This window comes from Flavitalea flava (genome assembly GCF_054461575.1).
Map to the genome: position 1 here is coordinate 143,659 of NZ_JBTLQH010000011.1, position 17,631 is coordinate 161,289.

Annotated in this window: 17 protein-coding genes; 8 read left to right on the forward strand and 9 right to left on the reverse strand. The window is 45.8% G+C overall.

Annotated features, from left to right (window positions below; all coding sequences use genetic code 11):
* The first annotated feature begins 233 nt into the window (after positions 1-233).
* Both ACX0G9_RS13025 and ACX0G9_RS13030 read left to right on the forward strand, forming a co-directional pair.
* Positions 234-1,022 carry a uracil-DNA glycosylase family protein gene (locus ACX0G9_RS13025; RefSeq protein WP_459065350.1) on the forward strand — a complete coding sequence of 263 codons (789 nt, stop codon included), beginning with the start codon at positions 234-236 and terminating at the stop codon, positions 1,020-1,022.
* Positions 1,023-1,025: 3 nt separating this feature from the next.
* Positions 1,026-2,720 carry an amidohydrolase family protein gene (locus ACX0G9_RS13030; RefSeq protein ID WP_459065351.1) on the forward strand — a complete coding sequence of 565 codons (1,695 nt, stop codon included), beginning with the start codon at positions 1,026-1,028 and terminating at the stop codon, positions 2,718-2,720.
* 46 nt (positions 2,721-2,766) lie between these two features.
* Here the strand turns inward: ACX0G9_RS13030 and ACX0G9_RS13035 are convergent, their stop codons facing one another.
* Positions 2,767-3,108 (reverse strand): hypothetical protein, encoded by a 342-nt coding sequence (locus ACX0G9_RS13035; protein ID WP_459065352.1) that lies wholly within the window; start codon positions 3,106-3,108, stop codon positions 2,767-2,769.
* Positions 3,109-3,222: 114 nt separating this feature from the next.
* Here ACX0G9_RS13035 and ACX0G9_RS13040 point away from each other — a divergent pair, with 114 nt between their 5' ends.
* On the forward strand, positions 3,223-3,780 hold the full coding sequence (locus tag ACX0G9_RS13040; protein ID WP_459065353.1) for a histidine phosphatase family protein: 558 nt from the start codon (positions 3,223-3,225) through the stop codon (positions 3,778-3,780).
* Here ACX0G9_RS13040 and ACX0G9_RS13045 read toward each other — a convergent pair.
* Together ACX0G9_RS13045 and ACX0G9_RS13050 are read right to left on the reverse strand one after the other, a co-directional pair.
* On the reverse strand, positions 3,777-4,073 hold the full coding sequence (locus ACX0G9_RS13045) for a Yae1 family protein (protein ID WP_459065354.1): 297 nt from the start codon (positions 4,071-4,073) through the stop codon (positions 3,777-3,779). The genes ACX0G9_RS13040 and ACX0G9_RS13045 overlap by 4 nt on opposite strands.
* Positions 4,074-4,220: 147 nt before the next feature.
* A complete protein-coding gene (locus tag ACX0G9_RS13050) occupies positions 4,221-5,021 on the reverse strand; it encodes an Rpn family recombination-promoting nuclease/putative transposase (RefSeq protein ID WP_459065355.1) in 801 nt (266 codons plus the stop codon).
* Between the two features lie 446 nt (positions 5,022-5,467).
* Here ACX0G9_RS13050 and ACX0G9_RS13055 point away from each other — a divergent pair, with 446 nt between their 5' ends.
* The gene (locus ACX0G9_RS13055; RefSeq protein ID WP_459065356.1) at positions 5,468-7,039 is read left to right on the forward strand and encodes a GDSL-type esterase/lipase family protein; all 1,572 of its coding nucleotides are present in this window, start codon (positions 5,468-5,470) and stop codon (positions 7,037-7,039) included.
* The gene (locus tag ACX0G9_RS13060) at positions 7,008-7,766 is read left to right on the forward strand and encodes a GDSL-type esterase/lipase family protein (RefSeq protein WP_459065357.1); all 759 of its coding nucleotides are present in this window, start codon (positions 7,008-7,010) and stop codon (positions 7,764-7,766) included. Before ACX0G9_RS13055 ends, ACX0G9_RS13060 begins: the two co-directional genes overlap by 32 nt.
* A gap of 27 nt (positions 7,767-7,793) precedes the next feature.
* Here ACX0G9_RS13060 and ACX0G9_RS13065 read toward each other — a convergent pair whose 3' ends face one another.
* The 3 genes from ACX0G9_RS13065 to ACX0G9_RS13075 all read right to left on the reverse strand — a co-directional run bounded on the left by ACX0G9_RS13065 (position 7,794) and on the right by ACX0G9_RS13075 (position 11,909).
* Positions 7,794-8,357, reverse strand: a complete 564-nt coding sequence (locus tag ACX0G9_RS13065) for an SRPBCC family protein (protein ID WP_459065358.1) — start codon at positions 8,355-8,357, stop codon at positions 7,794-7,796.
* Between the two features lie 113 nt (positions 8,358-8,470).
* Positions 8,471-9,436, reverse strand: a complete 966-nt coding sequence (locus ACX0G9_RS13070; RefSeq protein ID WP_459065359.1) for a helix-turn-helix domain-containing protein — start codon at positions 9,434-9,436, stop codon at positions 8,471-8,473.
* Positions 9,437-9,539: 103 nt separating this feature from the next.
* Positions 9,540-11,909, reverse strand: coding sequence for an ABC transporter permease (locus ACX0G9_RS13075; protein ID WP_459065360.1), 2,370 nt, complete (start codon positions 11,907-11,909; stop codon positions 9,540-9,542).
* Between the two features lie 363 nt (positions 11,910-12,272).
* On the opposite strand from ACX0G9_RS13075, the gene ACX0G9_RS13080 reads away from it, so the two are divergent.
* From ACX0G9_RS13080 to ACX0G9_RS13090, 3 genes are all read left to right on the forward strand, one after another.
* A complete protein-coding gene (locus ACX0G9_RS13080) occupies positions 12,273-13,502 on the forward strand; it encodes an OmpA family protein (RefSeq protein ID WP_459065361.1) in 1,230 nt (409 codons plus the stop codon).
* Between the two features lie 94 nt (positions 13,503-13,596).
* Positions 13,597-14,409: an N-acetylmuramoyl-L-alanine amidase gene (locus ACX0G9_RS13085; protein WP_459065362.1), complete on the forward strand. Its 813-nt coding sequence runs from the start codon at positions 13,597-13,599 to the stop codon at positions 14,407-14,409.
* 16 nt (positions 14,410-14,425) lie between these two features.
* Positions 14,426-14,833 carry a VOC family protein gene (locus tag ACX0G9_RS13090; RefSeq protein WP_459065363.1) on the forward strand — a complete coding sequence of 136 codons (408 nt, stop codon included), beginning with the start codon at positions 14,426-14,428 and terminating at the stop codon, positions 14,831-14,833.
* A 28-nt stretch (positions 14,834-14,861) separates the two neighbouring features.
* Here the strand turns inward: ACX0G9_RS13090 and ACX0G9_RS13095 are convergent, their stop codons facing one another.
* From ACX0G9_RS13095 to ACX0G9_RS13105, 3 genes are all read right to left on the reverse strand, one after another.
* Positions 14,862-15,569: a hypothetical protein gene (locus ACX0G9_RS13095; protein ID WP_459065364.1), complete on the reverse strand. Its 708-nt coding sequence runs from the start codon at positions 15,567-15,569 to the stop codon at positions 14,862-14,864.
* 227 nt (positions 15,570-15,796) lie between these two features.
* Positions 15,797-16,249, reverse strand: a complete 453-nt coding sequence (locus ACX0G9_RS13100; protein ID WP_459065365.1) for a PepSY-like domain-containing protein — start codon at positions 16,247-16,249, stop codon at positions 15,797-15,799.
* 173 nt (positions 16,250-16,422) lie between these two features.
* Positions 16,423-17,574, reverse strand: coding sequence for a M23 family metallopeptidase (locus ACX0G9_RS13105; protein ID WP_459065366.1), 1,152 nt, complete (start codon positions 17,572-17,574; stop codon positions 16,423-16,425).
* Positions 17,575-17,631 lie beyond the last annotated feature (57 nt).

Below are 17,631 nucleotides of genomic sequence, written 5' to 3' on the forward strand. Positions count from 1 at the left end.
TTCACACTACGGGCGAAATACCGTGTTTCTACCTATGGCGATTAAACCAGAACACCCTATTTTTGTAACCTACCAGGAACTACTTTTCTACCCGGGCTACCCCCTTTAATTATAACCTTTCGGATAAACTTTCCGTATTCAACTGATTAGTTTCACTATAGCAATTTGGTTGATTCAATCGATTAGATCGATCCAAGCGTCTTATTGATTCGTTCATATTAAAACCATGTTTTATGGATTTGTTCGACCCGGGACCTCCTGCAGCATTTGCCCGGCATTTTGCCGCACTTCCCGATTATACGCCCGTAAAAGATAATTTCTGGTTCGATTGGGGCCCTGTGTTTTACCGGGGTCGCCTCGATGGCAGCGCCAAAGTGATCTGTGTAGCCTCCGATCCGGGTCCGACCGAGCGGATCGCCTGCCGGACTTTAGTGGGGAATGCCGGTCAGCGTGTTCAGGGATTCCTGAACAAGATCGGCCTCACTTCTTCCTATGTCTGTGTAAATGGTTTTGCCTACGCCCTTTATCCCAGTCATCTCAGCGAGGGAATCGAAACCTTATCCCGGCCCGATCTCACCGATTGGCGGAATAATCTTTTCGATATGTTGAAAACCCCAAACCTTCAGGCCGTTGTGGCCTTCGGCGAGGTGGCACAACAAGCGGTCAGGCTTTGGACGGGTATTGAAAAGACCCCGGTATTCAATACGTTCCACCCCAGTTATCACACTACGGCGCCGGGTGCGCAAAAGAAAATGATGGCGGACTGGAACAAGGTTGTGCTTGCTTTGCGCCTTATTATTACCAGGGACGCCGGAGCTGTAGATAATTTGCCGCTTTACGGCAGCAAATTCATCGAGCGCGATTATGCTGCGATCCCAAGATTCGATCTGCCCTTCGGCATGCCGGACTGGTTTGGCCATGATACCTGGTTCAGGGCGCATCGGAGTATGAATAGTGTCAGCCGTCCCAGCCCGGATGACCGGCATACCCTGAAATGGAAAGCGCCAAAGATAAACTCCTAAAAAATGAATATGCCAGTTACCTCCATGAAAGTTACTCCAATAGATCCTCTGGAAAGCCCTTCTTATGGTTTAAACGGCCGGATCGTAACCATGCGGTCCGCTGACGATATAATCGACAATGGGATCGTGTATATCAGCAAAGGGAAGATCATTGCTGTTCTGAAAGAAGGGGACCCCGTTCCTCCGGAAATGAAAGAGCTGCCGGTGTATAAAACAAAGTGTACTATTTTCCCCGGCCTGATCGAACTCCATAATCACCTCAGTTATAATTGTCTTCCTCTTTGGAATGTTCCAAAGACCTATGGCGACCGGTCAAAATGGGCCGGGATAGATGAGTACAAACAATTGATCAGTGGACCTATGAAGGCCCTTGGGAAAACGCCGGGTTATGTGGAAGCCATCGTTCGTTATGTGGAATGCAAATGCCTGGTTGCCGGGGTTACTACCTCACAGGGGGTTATGCTGTTCAGCAATAGCGGGATCAGAAAATATTACCGCGGCATCGTCCGTAATGTCGAGGATACGCAAGATCACGAACTTCCCAGGGTGGATGCACATATTCCGGATATCGCTGCCAAAGACGCCACACATTTTTTAGCCCATTTAAAAAAGACATCCTGTCTGCTGCTGCATCTCAGTGAAGGGACGAATGCACTTGCCCATAAAGCGTTTGAATCTCTAAAGATCGATGAGGATAATTGGGCGATCACGGAGGCCTTGACAGGTATTCATTGTGTCGCCCTGCAAGCGGAAGATTATGAAATTATGAAAGAGAAAGGCGCCTCTATGATCTGGTCCCCGCTAAGTAATCTGTTGCTGTATGGCAAAACCGCCGAAATAAAGGCGGCCAAAGATAGCGGGATTACCATTGGCCTGGGCTCGGATTGGTCGCCTTCCGGCAGCAAAAATCTTTTTGGGGAATTAAAAGTAGCCAAGCTGTATAGCGCGGCTAACGGCAATATTTTTTCCGATTATGAACTTATCTGCCTGGCTACTAAAAATCCTGCAAAAATTATTCGCTGGGATAAGTTATTGGGTACCGTGGAAAAAGGCAAACTGGCCGATCTTCTCCTGATCGAAGGCGTAACCAAAGACCCTTACCAGCTGTTGCTGAATGCCGCCGAAAACAAAATAAACCTGGTTGTCATTAATGGCACTCCCCGTTTTGGCACTATTCCCTTAATGCAAAAATTTGGTGTATCGACCGAGCAGCGTAAGATCGGCGGGGCGGACCGGCTGTTAAACCTGAGCCAGGATACGGAGGATCCTGTGGTCAGTCAACTGACCCTTGCGGCTGCGGAATCCAAACTAAAAAAAGGGCTAAAGAACCTGAAGGATATCGGTAAAAATTTGCCTCCCTTAAAAGCCATAACGGGACCGGCTAATGCTAAATTTTTTGTACCGGAAGAAAAAAAGAAACTGGTGCAGAAACCGCAATGGTACCTGGTACTCGATCATGATGAAGGGGAAGGAGAATCCGTCAGGCCCCATTTGCCGGGTGATCCTCCTTCAACGGCGGAACCTCTCGCTTCCGCAAAGTTTGCGGCGAAACTATCTCCAAAAAAAGATTTACCTGTCCTGCCCATTCGTCTCGATCCGTTAACGGTTGCCGACGACAAACAATTTTTTAAGCTATTGAAAGGGCAATTGAATTTGCCGGATATCATGAAGGATGGATTGGAGAAGATGTACAAGTGATATAAGATCTGTGAAGGGCGGTGAAGATCAGTTTGTAAACAGAGCGTTAATTTTTGGATTTTGGCGCAAAATAAACTTCGACTGAGGTAATAATGAATTCGCCGGGATTGATCTTGCTATCGATGCCTCCGGGGAAGGTGATACCCAGACGAAGTACTGAGGTCGAACCCACGCGTACGGGGAGCGGCCATGACCAGGCATTGGCAGAGGCATCCGGTTTGTCGGTTGTCCTGGTGGTATAGTCTCCCCTGAGCAGGGTGGGAAGGGTAAATTCTGTATTCGATCCGTTACGCAGCTCTACACTTCGCATGGATGGTCCTTGTGCGCTGGTTCGAAAATGGATGACAAGCCGTTGCATTTTAAAATCTGCGGCATTTGGCGGAGGCATTACCAGGTTTCATATACCGGCCTCCTGTTTTAGTAAGTTAACCAATTTGGGAAAGAATTCAAAATTTTAACGAAGCCAAAATGAAGTAAACCTTTTTTTAGGTTAAATTGTTCCATGAAATATTTACTACTTATCCTTGTTTGTCTCTCCAGTCTTCTTCCGGCTTATGCACAATCCGAAGCGTTGACCGTGGTGATCATCCGGCATGGTGAAAAAAATGATGCAACAGATAATCTTTCCTGCAAGGGGCTTCATAGGGCATTGTTACTGCCCCATGTATTAAATAGTAAATTTAAGAAGCCTTCTTTTATCTATGTGCCTTCGCTCTCCACCCACAAATCCACGGGGCATGCCCGCATGTTTCAAACGGTCGTGCCGTTTGCGGTGCAGGATGGGCTTCCGGTGAATTCGAAATATGAAGTAAATCAGACATCCGGTCTTGCTGCCGAGATACTGAAAAAGACCGGCATCGTCCTGGTGGTATGGGAACACGGGAATATTCCCGATATCGCCGTCGCTTTGGGTGTGAAAGATGATCATCTGCATTGGGAAGGCAAGGATTACGACAGTATATGGGTGATTACCTATAGTACCTCAAAAAAGGGCAATCTTAAGGCGAAGCGGGCAGTAGATCAGGAAGGGTTGAATCCTTCGGAGGCTTGTGATTTTTAGATTCCCGGATTGGGCATGGATGCTTTTATTTTTTCTACAAAGGCCTCGGGAACTTCGACAAAGTCTGCAATTTCAGAAACCGTTTTTTCTCCTGCTAAAATCAATTTTTTTATTATTTTGATTTGGGCTTCTTCACGTCCCTTCTTATACCCTTCTTTAAACCCTTCCTTAAACCCCTCCTTATATCCTTCCCGAAAGCTTTCCTTATATCCTTCCCGAAAGCTTTCATCTTTGGCATACTGTAAGGTGGCGTATTCATCCCATTTTTGCAACTGGCTTTTGCTATATTTCATATATTTTTCCTTAGATAAATTAGAAACTGCTGCAACGCTGAATAATGATTCAGCCTTGTTGTTGAATTTACGTGGAGTGTATGTTTTGTGATTTTAATATAAGGTGGGACTGATCGCCCCACCTTATATTATTGTAAGGCAGATATATTACTGCAAGGAATCTTTTATTTTTTGGACAAAGGCCTCGGGAACTTCGACAATATCTGCAATTTCAGAAACCGTATTTTTCCCTTTCAATATCATATTTTTTATCGTTTTGATATTGGCTGCCTCAAACCCCTCATCTTTGGCATACTGTAAGGTGGCGTATTTATCCCATTTTTCCCACTGGCTTTTGCTGTATTGCATATATTCCTCCTTTGATAAATTAGAAACTGCTGCAACGCTGAATAATTTTTCAAAAATCGGTTTTCTTAAAAAGGCCGAAACCTCATGCAATTTACTCATATTTTTGAAAACAAACAACCATCGGTCAAGATCAGTTTCCAGCTCCTGTTCCGCCTTATTAAAATTCGGCAACTCTATAAAGATATAACCTAGTTTATCGTAAAACGTCTTACAGGTCTCTGCCTCGGTAAGAAATACCTGGTGAAGATATTTCTCCGGTTCCGTGTCGTCAAAACAGAACTCCATCAAGGCAACCAGGTATACTTCTTTTAACTCGAAATTCCAGTCTGTTCCTTTTTGCCCCAGTTCCTGGATAAGGGTTGACGTGTAAAATACGGCCCTGTCCTTAAAGAATTTTTGTTTTGCCCGCTGGATCTCGATGATAAATTGTTCTCCATCCTGCCCGGTACAGGTTAGATCATATACAGATTTGCGGGAATTCTTTAATGGACCCTGCACTTCATTTTTATTATAAGCCAGGTCAATGATCACTTTCTTCCCTTTAAATAAGGCGTTAAGAAAACTAATCAACAGATCTTTGTTGGGTTCACTCCCAAACAAAAGTTTAAATCAAAAATCACTGAACGGGTCGATATACTTATCTATTTGTTCTAAAACCATTTCCTTTTCCATACTACTTGTTTAAAAATCGATTAATGAAATATACTGCACATACTAATCCTTATGGGGCATCCGTCATCGATGACCCATACATTGTTCTTGATAGTAAAATCCATATAATCTAACCTGCGCGCGCAAGGCGATTATATCAATTTAAAATTTAGTTTACGTTGATAAGCGGGAAGTAAGTTTAGCTTCTTTGAAAACGATTAGGTTATCGGTAACGGGATCGGTTACCTGCAAGGATGAATCAAAAGTAAATTTATTTTGAATAAACCAAAAAAATACTTTTCCACCAAACAAAGTAGAATTAATTTAAATAATTGTACAAATGACGTATACTTGTTATTGCATTACCAATGCTCTGATAAATTAACATCCTCCATATGAATATTTTTTTTCGTGGTCTGACCGGTAGTCTGATCCTTTCTATGAGTTTAATTTCGGCTTACGGGCAAAGGCCTGATGAAAAGATCGATCCTCTCAAAGCAGTCTATATATCCCTGAATGGGCAGGCTCTCACAAAAGGAAACAAGGTTGAAAAAGACGGCACGGTTCGTAACCGTAAGGCCGCCCTGCTGCGTCTGGTGAGGACGACTTCCAGTTCGCCGAAAGGAACCATCCTGCTGATTCCCGGTGGAGGATATGTAATGTTGCAGATAGCTCAGCCTGAAAATGATGCAGTTCCACTCCTGAATAAATTGGGGTTTGATGTTGCCATATTGGATTATTCTATTGCAGTCGGTCCGGAAGCCCCGGGCCGTAAATTTTTGGAGTCCCAATTACCCCGGACTACTCTCCCCAGGGCCTGGACCCTGGATAGGGCCTTGTCGGAGACACTGAAGGCCTTCCGGCTTTTACGAACGGGTTACGATAGTCTTGGTTTACATGGAGGGCGATTTGGTATAATGGGTATTAGTTCCGGTGGTCACCTGGCCGCAAGGACGGTTCAGCGGCTGGCCGATCAGGAGCAGCCGGATGATCAGATCCTTCTTTTTCCATCCAACCTGGACGAAACTATTCCGGGGACGGTAATTCCGGCAATCATGCCGCCGCTTCACCCGAAAGGAAGGCTTTTGGCAATCATGTCCACGATTAATAACCCTTCCTGGATAACTGGTTGCAGCGAATACGTTAAAGTGTGGAAAGGGTATGATGGCCAGGCGGTATACCGGTTATTAAACGATAGTGTTACAAGTCAGGTTATACAACTAACCCAATTTTTGGGATCGGCCGGTGAAAACAATTTTACGTCTCCCAATCCTGCCGCTAACCCTGCTCCCAATCCTGCTCCCAATCCTGCCACCAATCCTGCCGCCATCCCAGTTGCCGGGTACAGTCCGGACCGGCATGGCGAAAAGCTGAAATTGGTGGCCAGCCATAAATACGATCTGATTATGTTGGGAAATTCGATCACCAACAATTTTGAAAAACCGGAATACCAACCTGTCTGGCAACAGTTTTTTGCTCCGCGTAATGCGGTGAATCTTGGTTTTAGCGGATACCGCACGGAGAATCTGCTGTGGAATATTCAGAACGGGGAGCTCGAAGGACAATCGCCAAAAGTCGTGGTATTGGAGATCGGCACCAACAATATCGATGAGAAGAATTATCCTACACGCCATACGGCGGGTGAGCTGGCGGGAGGTATAGAAGCTATCGTCACTCTTGTTCGCAGAAAGGTTCCCGGTGCAAAGATCCTTATCCTTCGTTGTTTCCCGGGATGTTACGGAGGACCTAATCCCACCTCTCACAGGGCCATCCTGGAAAGGGCCTCGGATATCGTTTCCAGACTGGCAGACCGAAAAAATGTCTTTTACTGTGATGTTAATCATGTTTTCCTCAACCTTGATGGTACTATTAAACATGACCTGATGCCCGACTGGCTGCACCCGAGCCCCGCAGGCGCCAAAGCCTGGGCAGGCTATGGAACCTCTGCTCTCCCAACTCATGGGTGACAAATCCCTGGATACGGAGATCCTGGCCAATACGGCCATTGTACCGGTATCCAAACTTGAAAATGATAGTTATAACTGGTGGGACCGACACGACGAAGTGCTGCGTATTAAAGACTCGGTCAATCCGGAGATCGTACTCATCGGAAATTCCATCACCCATTTCTGGGGAGGACAGCCGGCCTTAAAAAATGAAAATGGCCAGCCCAGAATGCCAAACGGACCGAAGTCATGGGATTCCCTGTTCCATGCTTACCGGGTGTTAAATCTTGGTTTTGGCTGGGACCGGACCCAAAATGTACTGTGGCGTCTCGATCATGGAGAATTGGATGGACTCCATCCACGGATCGTTGTCATCGATATCGGTACCAATAATACCAGCCAGACAGAAAATGCGCGGATGAATACGGCCCCCGAGATTGCAGAAGGTATCCGCAAGATCTGCGAACGGGTGCGCTCCAAGGTGCCGGGAACAAAGATCGTTCTGATGGCGATTTTCCCAAGGGAACAGGACCCGGCAAATCCCAGGCGTACCCTCATTGCCGGAATCAACAGCTTGCTGAAAGATTTTGCCCGGGAGCAAAAACTTATCTTCCTGGACATTGGCCCCGGCTTGCTGGGATCAGATGGCCGTTTCCTTCCCGGTATGATGCTGGATTTTACGCATCCTACGGATAAAGGATACCAGGTATGGGCAGATGCGCTTTCTCCTTTGCTCGCTTTACCTTAAAGGGAAGAAAGCTTGACAGCTACTGGTTCACCTGGTTAAATACTTATTGATCGCCTCTTCCCAGTCTTTCAAATTCATGGCATACATTTTTGTAATAAGATGTTTGCTTATAGTATTACCTGTCTCATTGAGTCCTGTAAAGGTGTAAGTGATCGTTGCCCGGGTTGCGGAACCTGGAGTTCCGGCAGTTGCTGCTGCACAGGTAATGGTGATCGTCTGGAATCTGCCCGGTGCGATAACGGTATACTGAACCAGGTGATCCGCAGGTTGGTATTTCGAGACGACCCAGATATTTTCCGTTTCGTAATGGATATGTCCTGCGGTCTTGAAAAGTATGCCTTCTGCCATCGTCTCCGATAAAGGAAAAAGGGGAACAGGGTTCCAGCCTTCCGCCCATTTTTTTTCTTCAAATGCCCCGAAAAGCGGGAAAACCGTATCGATTGGACCGTTTAATACTATCGTTGCGGTTTTGGTTATTCTTTCGGCCTGAAAGTTTCCATTGTTTTGGTTATCCATGGTATGATTTAATTGATTATGACAGGCCCCGGGAACGAGGGCCACCAACAAGTTGAATAATAGAAATCCTTTCATAAGGCAAAACTACACGGCCCCCCCGATAAGGGCTTATTCAAAATTGACAATTTACCGGAGAATGTTTTTTTGCTTTATTAGCTTGCGAAGCATCGGAGCCATGATCGTCTATTTTAAGGCATCTGTTTGGATGGGGATGCGCCAAACCGTCTTTTATACAGATTACTGAAGGTCCCAACGCTTTCAAAACCTACCATCGAGCATACTTCGCTGACAGTATATCTTTTTTCATTTAAAAAATGATGCGCCTGCTCCAGTTTGAGTTTGATAATATACTGATGAGGGGTAGTGCCAAATAATGTTTTAAAACTGCGCAGGAAATGAAAACGGTTCAGACAGGCATGGCTGGCTATTTCTGCGATCGTCACCTGTCCACAGCTATGGTCTTCCATATACTCTTTGGCCATGGTCAGTCTTTTGTATAATTCTTCGCGGGTAGCTTTTTTTACAGATCCTATCCTGCTGATCTGTCTGGCTGTATCCCGATGAAGCAGAAGAAAATCGGAGAAAAGATCCGTTACCAGACCGTCAAGCGGACTATCTAACGGACTAACGAGCGGATCATCAAGCTGATTATCGGAGGGACCGTCTTGTGGACCGTCCGGCGGACCGTCAACCTGATCATCAGTGAGCCTAAGCAGTGACAAGGCCTTGATCTGATCGAGCTTTTGGCGGATCGGATCGTTCAGATAAAAAGGAAGAGCAGGGATATAGAATTCCAGGGCTTTTTCGGGGTAATGGGCATCTAATAATTGTCGATCGGAGGATAGATTGGCCTGAAGGATATTTTTTACCAGGTCAGTGTCGAATTGCAACAACCAGGTTTGTCTTGGTTTTGGGGTAGGAAAGTCAATTTCCAGGTTATCGCCGGGATTGAGGAATAAAAAGCTTTTGTCTGAAAGGTATGCGGGTTGTTTGTTTACCTGGTAATTTCCGGGATTGAATTGATTGGCTACCAGCAAATATGGGGTTTGATGCACGGGGTATCTGTACCTGCCGGTCGTATAGGCGCAGATCATCGTATGCTTACTGACTGCCCGCTTCTTGGATAATGGATCCGGTAAAGTTGTCCGTATCATCTCGCTAACCATATATCAAAACTAGGGGATTCAAGGTATTAAAAAAAGAAGGCCTTCCCTTGAAGGTTATCCGCCTTCCCTTGAACGTTATTCTGTTTGATCTTTATTCCGTTCTTATACTTTTTACCGGGTTCCTGATAGCCGCTTTGATACTTTGAAAACATACGGTTATTAAGGCTATGGCGATGGTCAGCAGACCCGCCACTGCAAAAATCCACCAGGTGATATCCGCCTTATAGGCATAGTCCTGCAGCCATTGGTTCATGGCCAGCCAGGACAGGGGGAAGGCGATAAGAATGGCCAACATAACCGGTTTTAAAAAATTACCCGACAGCAGGGTAATGATATTTTGTACGGATGCGCCTAAGACTTTGCGTACGCCGATCTCCCGGGTGCGTTGTTCTGTCGTGAACATAGCCAGTCCGAACAAACCCAGGCAGGAGATAAAAATGGCCAGAAAGGCGAAGAGATTGGATAGTTTGCTGACTACCTGCTCGCTCCTGTACAACCTGGCGAATTCCTCATCGGAAAATTGATACGTGAATGGAAATTTGGGGTTCAGGGTTTTGGCTAATTTTTCCAGGCCCGAAAGGGATTCCCTGGTTTTCCCGGCTTGTATCCGGACCAGCATGGTGCCCCAGGGACGGGCCTCATCAAGCCGGATGATCAATGGTTCGATGGCCTGGTGCATGGAGGTAAAATGAAAATCATTTATAATGCCGATTATTTTCCCCTCATGGTTACCCCACCATAACGGCTTGCCTAACGGATCAGAATACCCGATCTTTCGAAGAGCCGTTTCGTTCAGGATAAAGCTGGCCGAATCCGTTCCAAAGGCGGGTGAAAAATCACGCCCCTGAACCAGGGTAATATGCATTGTCTTTACAAAATCATAACCGACTACCGTATTGACAAAAGAGGCTACCAGAACGGGGTCTTTTCCCGCCCAACGGATATCGCCGGTATGATTACCCAGCCCGGTCGGAGATTGCCTGATCTTCGACAGTTCCAGGATACCCGGTATTTTATGCGCCTCCTCTTTGAAGAGCGTATATTTTTGCAGTAACTCGCCCTCCAGAGGAATATACACAAGATTTTCACGGTCATAACCGAGATTTTTCGTTTGTATATAATTTACCTGCCGGTAGATCACGATCATGGCCACGATCAAGGATACAGATAACACAAATTGAAAGACGACAAGTCCTTTCCGGAAATAGACAGACTTCCATCCAAACCTGAGACTGCCTTTTAATACCCGGACGGGATTCAGCGAAGAGAGGAACAGGGCAGGATAACTTCCTGCAACAAAACCCGCTACCACGAGCAATCCCAGCAACATGACCCAGAAAAAAGGTTCCCCGGCGGGCAGGGATAATTGTTTCCCGGTCAGGTCGTTAAACAGCGGTAATAATGCATTGGCCAGTAAAACGGCGGCAACTATCGCCAGGAAAGTGAGCAGTATGGCCTCTCCGATGAACTGCATCATTAAGGTCAGACGGCTGGCTCCGACAACTTTGCGAACGCCCACTTCCCTTGCCCGTTTGGCAGAGCGGGCGGTGGCGAGATTCATAAAATTGATACAGGCGATCAGCAGGATAAAAACGGCTACGATACTAAAAAGACGTACATAGGCTATCCTGCCTCCGCTGATCCGTCCATTCTTAAACACGGAGTGAAGATATTTTTCAGGATAGGGCTGAAGACCCAGTTCTATTGCAATTCCTTTGCTTTTTCCCTGATACCGGTAAATGAAATCCCTGATCCTGGCCTCCACTTTAACCGGATCGGCATCTTTACGGAGCTGGACGAAGGTGGGCGCATCGGTATTTCCCCAATGCTGGATCCAATCGGCATTTTCTTTTTCGAAGGCCAGCCAGCTCCTCAAAAAATCGAACTGCAGGGAAGAATTTGCCGGTAAGTTTTCAAACACCGCCGTTATGGTAAAATTATCGCTGTTCTCATAGCGGATGGTTTGTCCGATCGCCTTTTGCACGCTTCCAAAAAAATGCTCGGCCATCTTGCGGGAAATCGCAACCCCTTCCAGGGTGCTCAGCGCGGTCTGTTTGTTCCCCAGCAATAAAGGATAACTGAACATCGTGAAAAAGTCAGCTCCGGCGAAGGATCCCGTCATCTTATCCGTTTTACCGGCTGCTTCAAATGTATTGATGGTATTCCATTCCAGGCTGCTGGAATATTGGATTTCGGGGATCACCTTTTTCAACTCTCCGGCTAATAAACCTTGTGTCGGATAACTGGCTTCCACCCTGCCATCAAAATACTGACGTTCGTATACCTGGTATAGTTGTCCGCCATTGACGTGAAAGCCATCCACGCCGCGCTCGTCCCGGACCCATAACAGGATGAGCAGGCTGCAGGCCATTCCCAATGCCATTCCCGAAATATTGATCGCCGAAAAGGTCTTATGACGGATCAGACCCCGCCAGGCGATCTTAAAATGGTTCTTTATCATGTACTTCCATTTATGGTACTTATTTACTGCCAATACGGTATAATACTTAACGGTACGATACTTATATATACCGCTAAGACAATGCCTTTGTGTAATTGTTTTAAAACAACTTAAATATATATATGATTTTTTTTTAATTGTTCGTTTATGATACATCCCGTGTTACATTTTTGATTAACCCTGACGGGGCATACCTGTGGAATTATTACCTCAATGATCTTTGAGTATTTATCCGCAGGTGATATAATCACCTATATAGTTACCTGAAAAACAGCAGGTTTTTCCTTATCCCTCTGTGGCATGGTTATAGACTAGGTTAACGTCTTTCCCCCCGTTTCATACATCCTTAAAATAACAATCGTTATGTCAAGTGCATTAATCGACTCAGTCAAATCAGTTTTCACGGATATCCTTATTACAAAGTTTTCGTTATTGCTCGGTGAGCCCGAAGGCAATGTTCAAAAGGCCATTCATGGAGCCATTCCCATGATATTGAATGATGTCTTATATAAGGCTTATTTTCCTGAAGGCGCTACGAAAGTGGCGGATCTTGCCAGACAGGCAACCGGCAGTGATTTTTTTGGACAGCTGCATGAATTGAGCATCAGTACAGGTGGCCTGATGACGGGCAGCCTGCTGCTGAATAAAGGAACAGATTTCGCCCGGGCCTTGCTTACCCCACGCACTGATGCGGTGATCCAGGAGATCGGCCGTTATTCGGGTATCAGTATTCCTTCCGCCTCCTTTATTACAGCCATAGCCAGCTTTGCCTCTCTCGATGCGATCGGCCGGCATCTGACCCATTCCAACGTGGACAGCGGTGGACTTGCCCTCTGGCTAAAATCTCAATCCGACAGCATCGTTCATGCCGTCCCGGCAGCCTTGCAGGTAAAGACAGCCCTGGGCATTCATCATTATCCCTGGGAAAAAGCTGAAGGGGTTCGAAAAAATTCACTTCTTTATATTCTGGGAACTATTTTGCTGCTGGCTGTACTCTTCTTTTTCATTTATCGTTCCTGCGGAAATACCGAGGTAACGGCTCCGGTCAGCCCAGCTGATACGGTGGTGTCGAATCCGGCTCCTGCAAATCCTGCTCCTGCAACGGCAGGCAGGGATACGGTTGTTTCTCCAACCATTAAAGTAACCTTGCCCAATGGAAAAGTTTTAGACGCCTACCAGGGTGGAACGGAAGACCGGTTGGTTAATTTTCTAAAGGATCCAACTGCAAAGCTGGATAAGAAGAAAGGCAATTGGTTCGACTTTAGCCAGATCGGTTTTGCCAGCAATAGTTCCAGTCTGTTGCTGGAATCCGACAGGCAATTGAAAAATATCGTTGCTATTCTCGATGCGTTCCCAAAAGCAAAAATTAAGATCGGCGGCTATTCGGACAATACCGGGGATTCAACGGCCAATCTGCGTCTGTCCCGGGAAAGAGCCGATAACATATTGGCAAAATTAAAGGAATTCGGGGCTAAGGCTGCTCAACTCACCGGTGCTGAGGGATACGGACCCAAATTTCCGGTCGGTGATAATGGGACGGCCAGTGGCCGCGCGTTGAACAGAAGAATGTCTATCAATGTAAAAGCTAAATAACGCAAAAAAGCAAGATAGTCGGCCTGAATCAGGTCAGGAGACAAATTCGTATATTTGAAAGCCCCAAAAGGGCTTTCTTTTGAATAATATACTTATGAAGAATTCCGTCTCCTTTACCTGTCTGCTGATCCTGTTATCCGGATGTACCCCGAATCCCTATAAGGCGACCAATAAGGCCTATAAGGACCAGGCCAAACAGTTTGCCCGGGAGATCAGACAAACCCCGCTGACTACCGGCGCAGACTCTGTTCCGGCAGCACCCTATTGGGTAGGTACGACCAATTTTAATCTGCGCAAACCGAATTTTGTGATCATTCATCATACCGCCCAGAACAATTGCCCGCAGACCCTGCAAACCTTTACCCTGACCCGTACCCAGGTCAGCGCTCATTACGTGATTTGCAAGGACGGAACTGTCCATCATATGCTGAACGATTATTTAAGGGCCTGGCAGGCCGGAATAAGCAAATGGGGAAATATAACGGATATCAATTCTATTTCTATCGGTATCGAACTGGACAATAATGGATTCGAACCTTTCTCCGGTCCCCAGATCATCAGCCTCCTGCATTTGCTGACCAGGTTAAAAACGTCCTACAATATACCCTCCGCCAATTTTATCGGTCATGGGGATATAGCGCCAACCCGAAAGAACGATCCCAGTTCCCTGTTCCCCTGGCATGAGCTGGCAGACAAGGGATTCGGGCTTTGGTATACCGATACAACGGGTATTTCCGTTCCTGATAATTTTAACAGCCTGACGGCGCTTCGGCTTATCGGTTATGATACACGGGACAGTAGTGCAGCCGCTCAGGCTTTCAAACGACATTTTGAGCAGGATACTTTACGTACCTGGGGAGACCCGGATAAAAAAGTGTTGTATAGTTTGTACCGGGCTTATGAATAAACCTTAAATCAATTTTATGGAACAAACACCCAAGTTCGGTCAGGCCTTTTTCGCGCCCCAGTTATGCGTTATCGATGGCGCTGCTGCCATTGCGTTTTATATAAAAGCTTTTGGAGCTCTTGAACTCCGGAGATGGAGTAACGATGACGGAACTGTGCATGTCGCAGAATTATCGATTGAAGGGGCCTTGTTTCACCTGCGTCAGGAAACGCCACATAACAGTCTCTTCAGTCCCGGAACCTTTAAAGGAAGTACCTGTATCATCGGATTATTTGTAACAGATCCCGATGCGCTGATAAAAAAGGCGGTTGCTGCAAACGCCAAAGAAGTCAGCCCGGTTCAGGATTATGATTATGGCTACCGGCAGGGAATGGTAGCCGACCCCTTCGGGCATCACTGGCTTATCGAGAAGGCCATTTATTGAATAGTTGAATGCTGTTAATGATCGATTTTCACTGATCACAATCGTATTGGTAAAATATAGACGAGCTGGTGGCTCCGGCCCCGGTAGAAAGGGAAGAGATATAACCATCGGACCCAAATCCATAGGTTATGGTAGCGCCGCTAATCGATTTCAGCAGGTTTTTAGTCCGAAAAACCTCATAGCCCTGAACAATTTGAACAAGGTTCAAATAATCGCCTGCCTGCCTGGGCTTGTCCTGATAATAATCAAAAGGCACCGTAGCTGATCCTGTCGTCTCTGAAATCATATTATGATTCGACCAGGTAAAAGTGATGATCGATGCCGTATTCGTCTCCGAAGAGGTGCTGATCGATCTGGTAAGCTCTTCCCCATTGTATTCATAGATATCATCCGTCCAGGCTGTGCCTGCAAAATCATTTTCGGTCCGGACATGGGTAGCCAATCCTGCAGCATTTACGGTAATCGTCTTTTTGTTGACAAAGACACCGGTATCCTGTGTTACAGCAATGTTTGTACTCGTTCCCGGATTGTAGTCGAAGGTTATCGTGCTGACACCATTAATAACTCTTTCTATCCTGCCGTCACGGTTATAGGATATAAGAAAGGGAGCCCCTGACGGGACGGGTGTCGCTCCGGTTAGCCTGCATGCCTTTTTGGTTTCCTTTCTACATCCTGTAAAGGTTCCAGATATACCAGCAAGAGAAGCGGCGATAATTAAAATAGTTAAACTTTTCATCGGGTCCAAAAATACGTAGTACCCTAATTTTTATTTAGCGGAAATGCACCAACGGCGGTGTCGTACTTTCCGGTGGAAGGTTTGAATTTTTTAACGGTTTTTGAAATTCGTATACAAAAAAAGCCCGGGTACATACCCTGAGTGAGATACTCTTAGTATATGCCCGGACTTATGTTAACTATTTAAATGTTGTTATATAGATTCTTTTCGGTCTTTATCTATTACAGCTAAAGCGTAAAATTATCCTTTAACATCTTCCCATGACTGTTGAACAGCAGGTGCTTTTTATCGATATCGCTTTTAGCGACAACAATATGGTATTGAACGGCCTTGTCGGAAGAATGCAGGATATAAGTGTCTTTAACTTTCCATTCAGAATACTTGCTTTTGGCGAAACCATTCCTGACCGCAGAAGGGAGGGATGGTTCTGTTATTTGCTGTTCTGTTTTTTTCCAAACGCCCTTGCTGCTAAATTTTGCTTCGCATTTGGTATTATCGGAAGAGGTAAAGGTTGCCTTGAAATCAGTCAATTGATCTTTCCATTCTACCTGGGTTGCCCCCGGATATTTTGCCTCAAAGGCAGTGGTGACCGGTGCGGGTATTTTTCGTAGTTGCGCGCTGACCGGAATGGCTGCGATAATAAAAGCCATCGATACTATAATGCTTAGATACTTTTTCATACTGAGTTCAATTGTAATTATATGTAGGAATGTCGACAGGATAGGATATTCAAAAGCTATGCCACCTCCCTGAGCATCCATTTCACTGATCCTTAGGTGCTTTTGTGCTGAGATTATTTTTAACGAAGGCTTCGGGAAACAAATACGGGTAATAGTTCCCCAAAAACAAAATGTTAAAATTTTACGACTGTACACTGTGCGGGAAATTCATGGTCCCTTTTTTCCGGTTCATCGGATGCGGGCAATACCCATCTTTCTTTTCCGAGTTTGGATAGATCTTCATATTGCCCAAGAACAGTAAAATGATCCAATACGAAGGGAAGCCCTTCTGCCCCTAAAGGAGAATTATTGTCAGCCATATGTAAATGCAGATGAGGGCCGGAGGAATCCCCGGTAAACCCTAATTTTCCAATAACCTGTCCGACTACTACATGATCGCCTTTTTTTACGCGGATACTACCCAGTCTTAAATGTTCGTAGAATACATAATGATGATCTCCCAGATCCAGCGCAACATAATTACCACTTGCCTCTTCCGGGGTATGCGGACCATTTCCTGAAACAGTCGTACTCTCTTTTATACTATCGCGCATGGATGCCACTATTGCACTGGCCACGGCCAGCACATCCTCATTATAACCGAAGGCATTGGATACGATGTCTTCGTCGCCCGCTGCAAATTTCCCTTGTTCATTCAGTTTGACCCAGTCAATGGCAAAACGTCCAGGGATCCGGGGATGGTCATCGGTAGAATAGACAACGCGCCGGTGACCCCGGGACCAGGAAGGATTATAAATGGCAATCCATGGCCCTCCGCGCAGGGGAGCCGAAAGATGGATGGGAGCTTTTTTAAGTATCGTTATGGCAGGCCCATCGATGGTTGAGGATTTGTCCGTTTGCTCCTGTGGATCTTTAAAAGAATAAGTGAACTGGTGTTTAAGGGGTAGCGGTTGTTGATCGTTGTCGATCTCATATTCCAGATAAAACAGTGCATGTTGACCCGATTTAATAAACTTTGCATTGGCCTCCCCGGGTTTATTTCCGATGATGGACAATCTCTCCTCTATTGAATTTCCCTCGAATTGTCTGATCTTTTTTCCAGAGCTGGCATCAGTGATTGTTATGCTTTTTAGTTGTATAGCCAATTGAGTAATATTAGTCAGTCGGATCTCGTATACGAGGTACTGTTTATTATTGATAATTTGCGGAACGGGTACCCAGGGTATTTGAATGGTTAAAGATTCCTGGATGAAAGGGCTGTTATTAATGGTAAGTGTGGCAGGACAGATCCAAAACAAACTAAAAATAAGGGTTGTGATTTTCATGTGATGGCTTAAGGACCTAAATATAAATTACTTTACATTTATACGACCAAATCAACC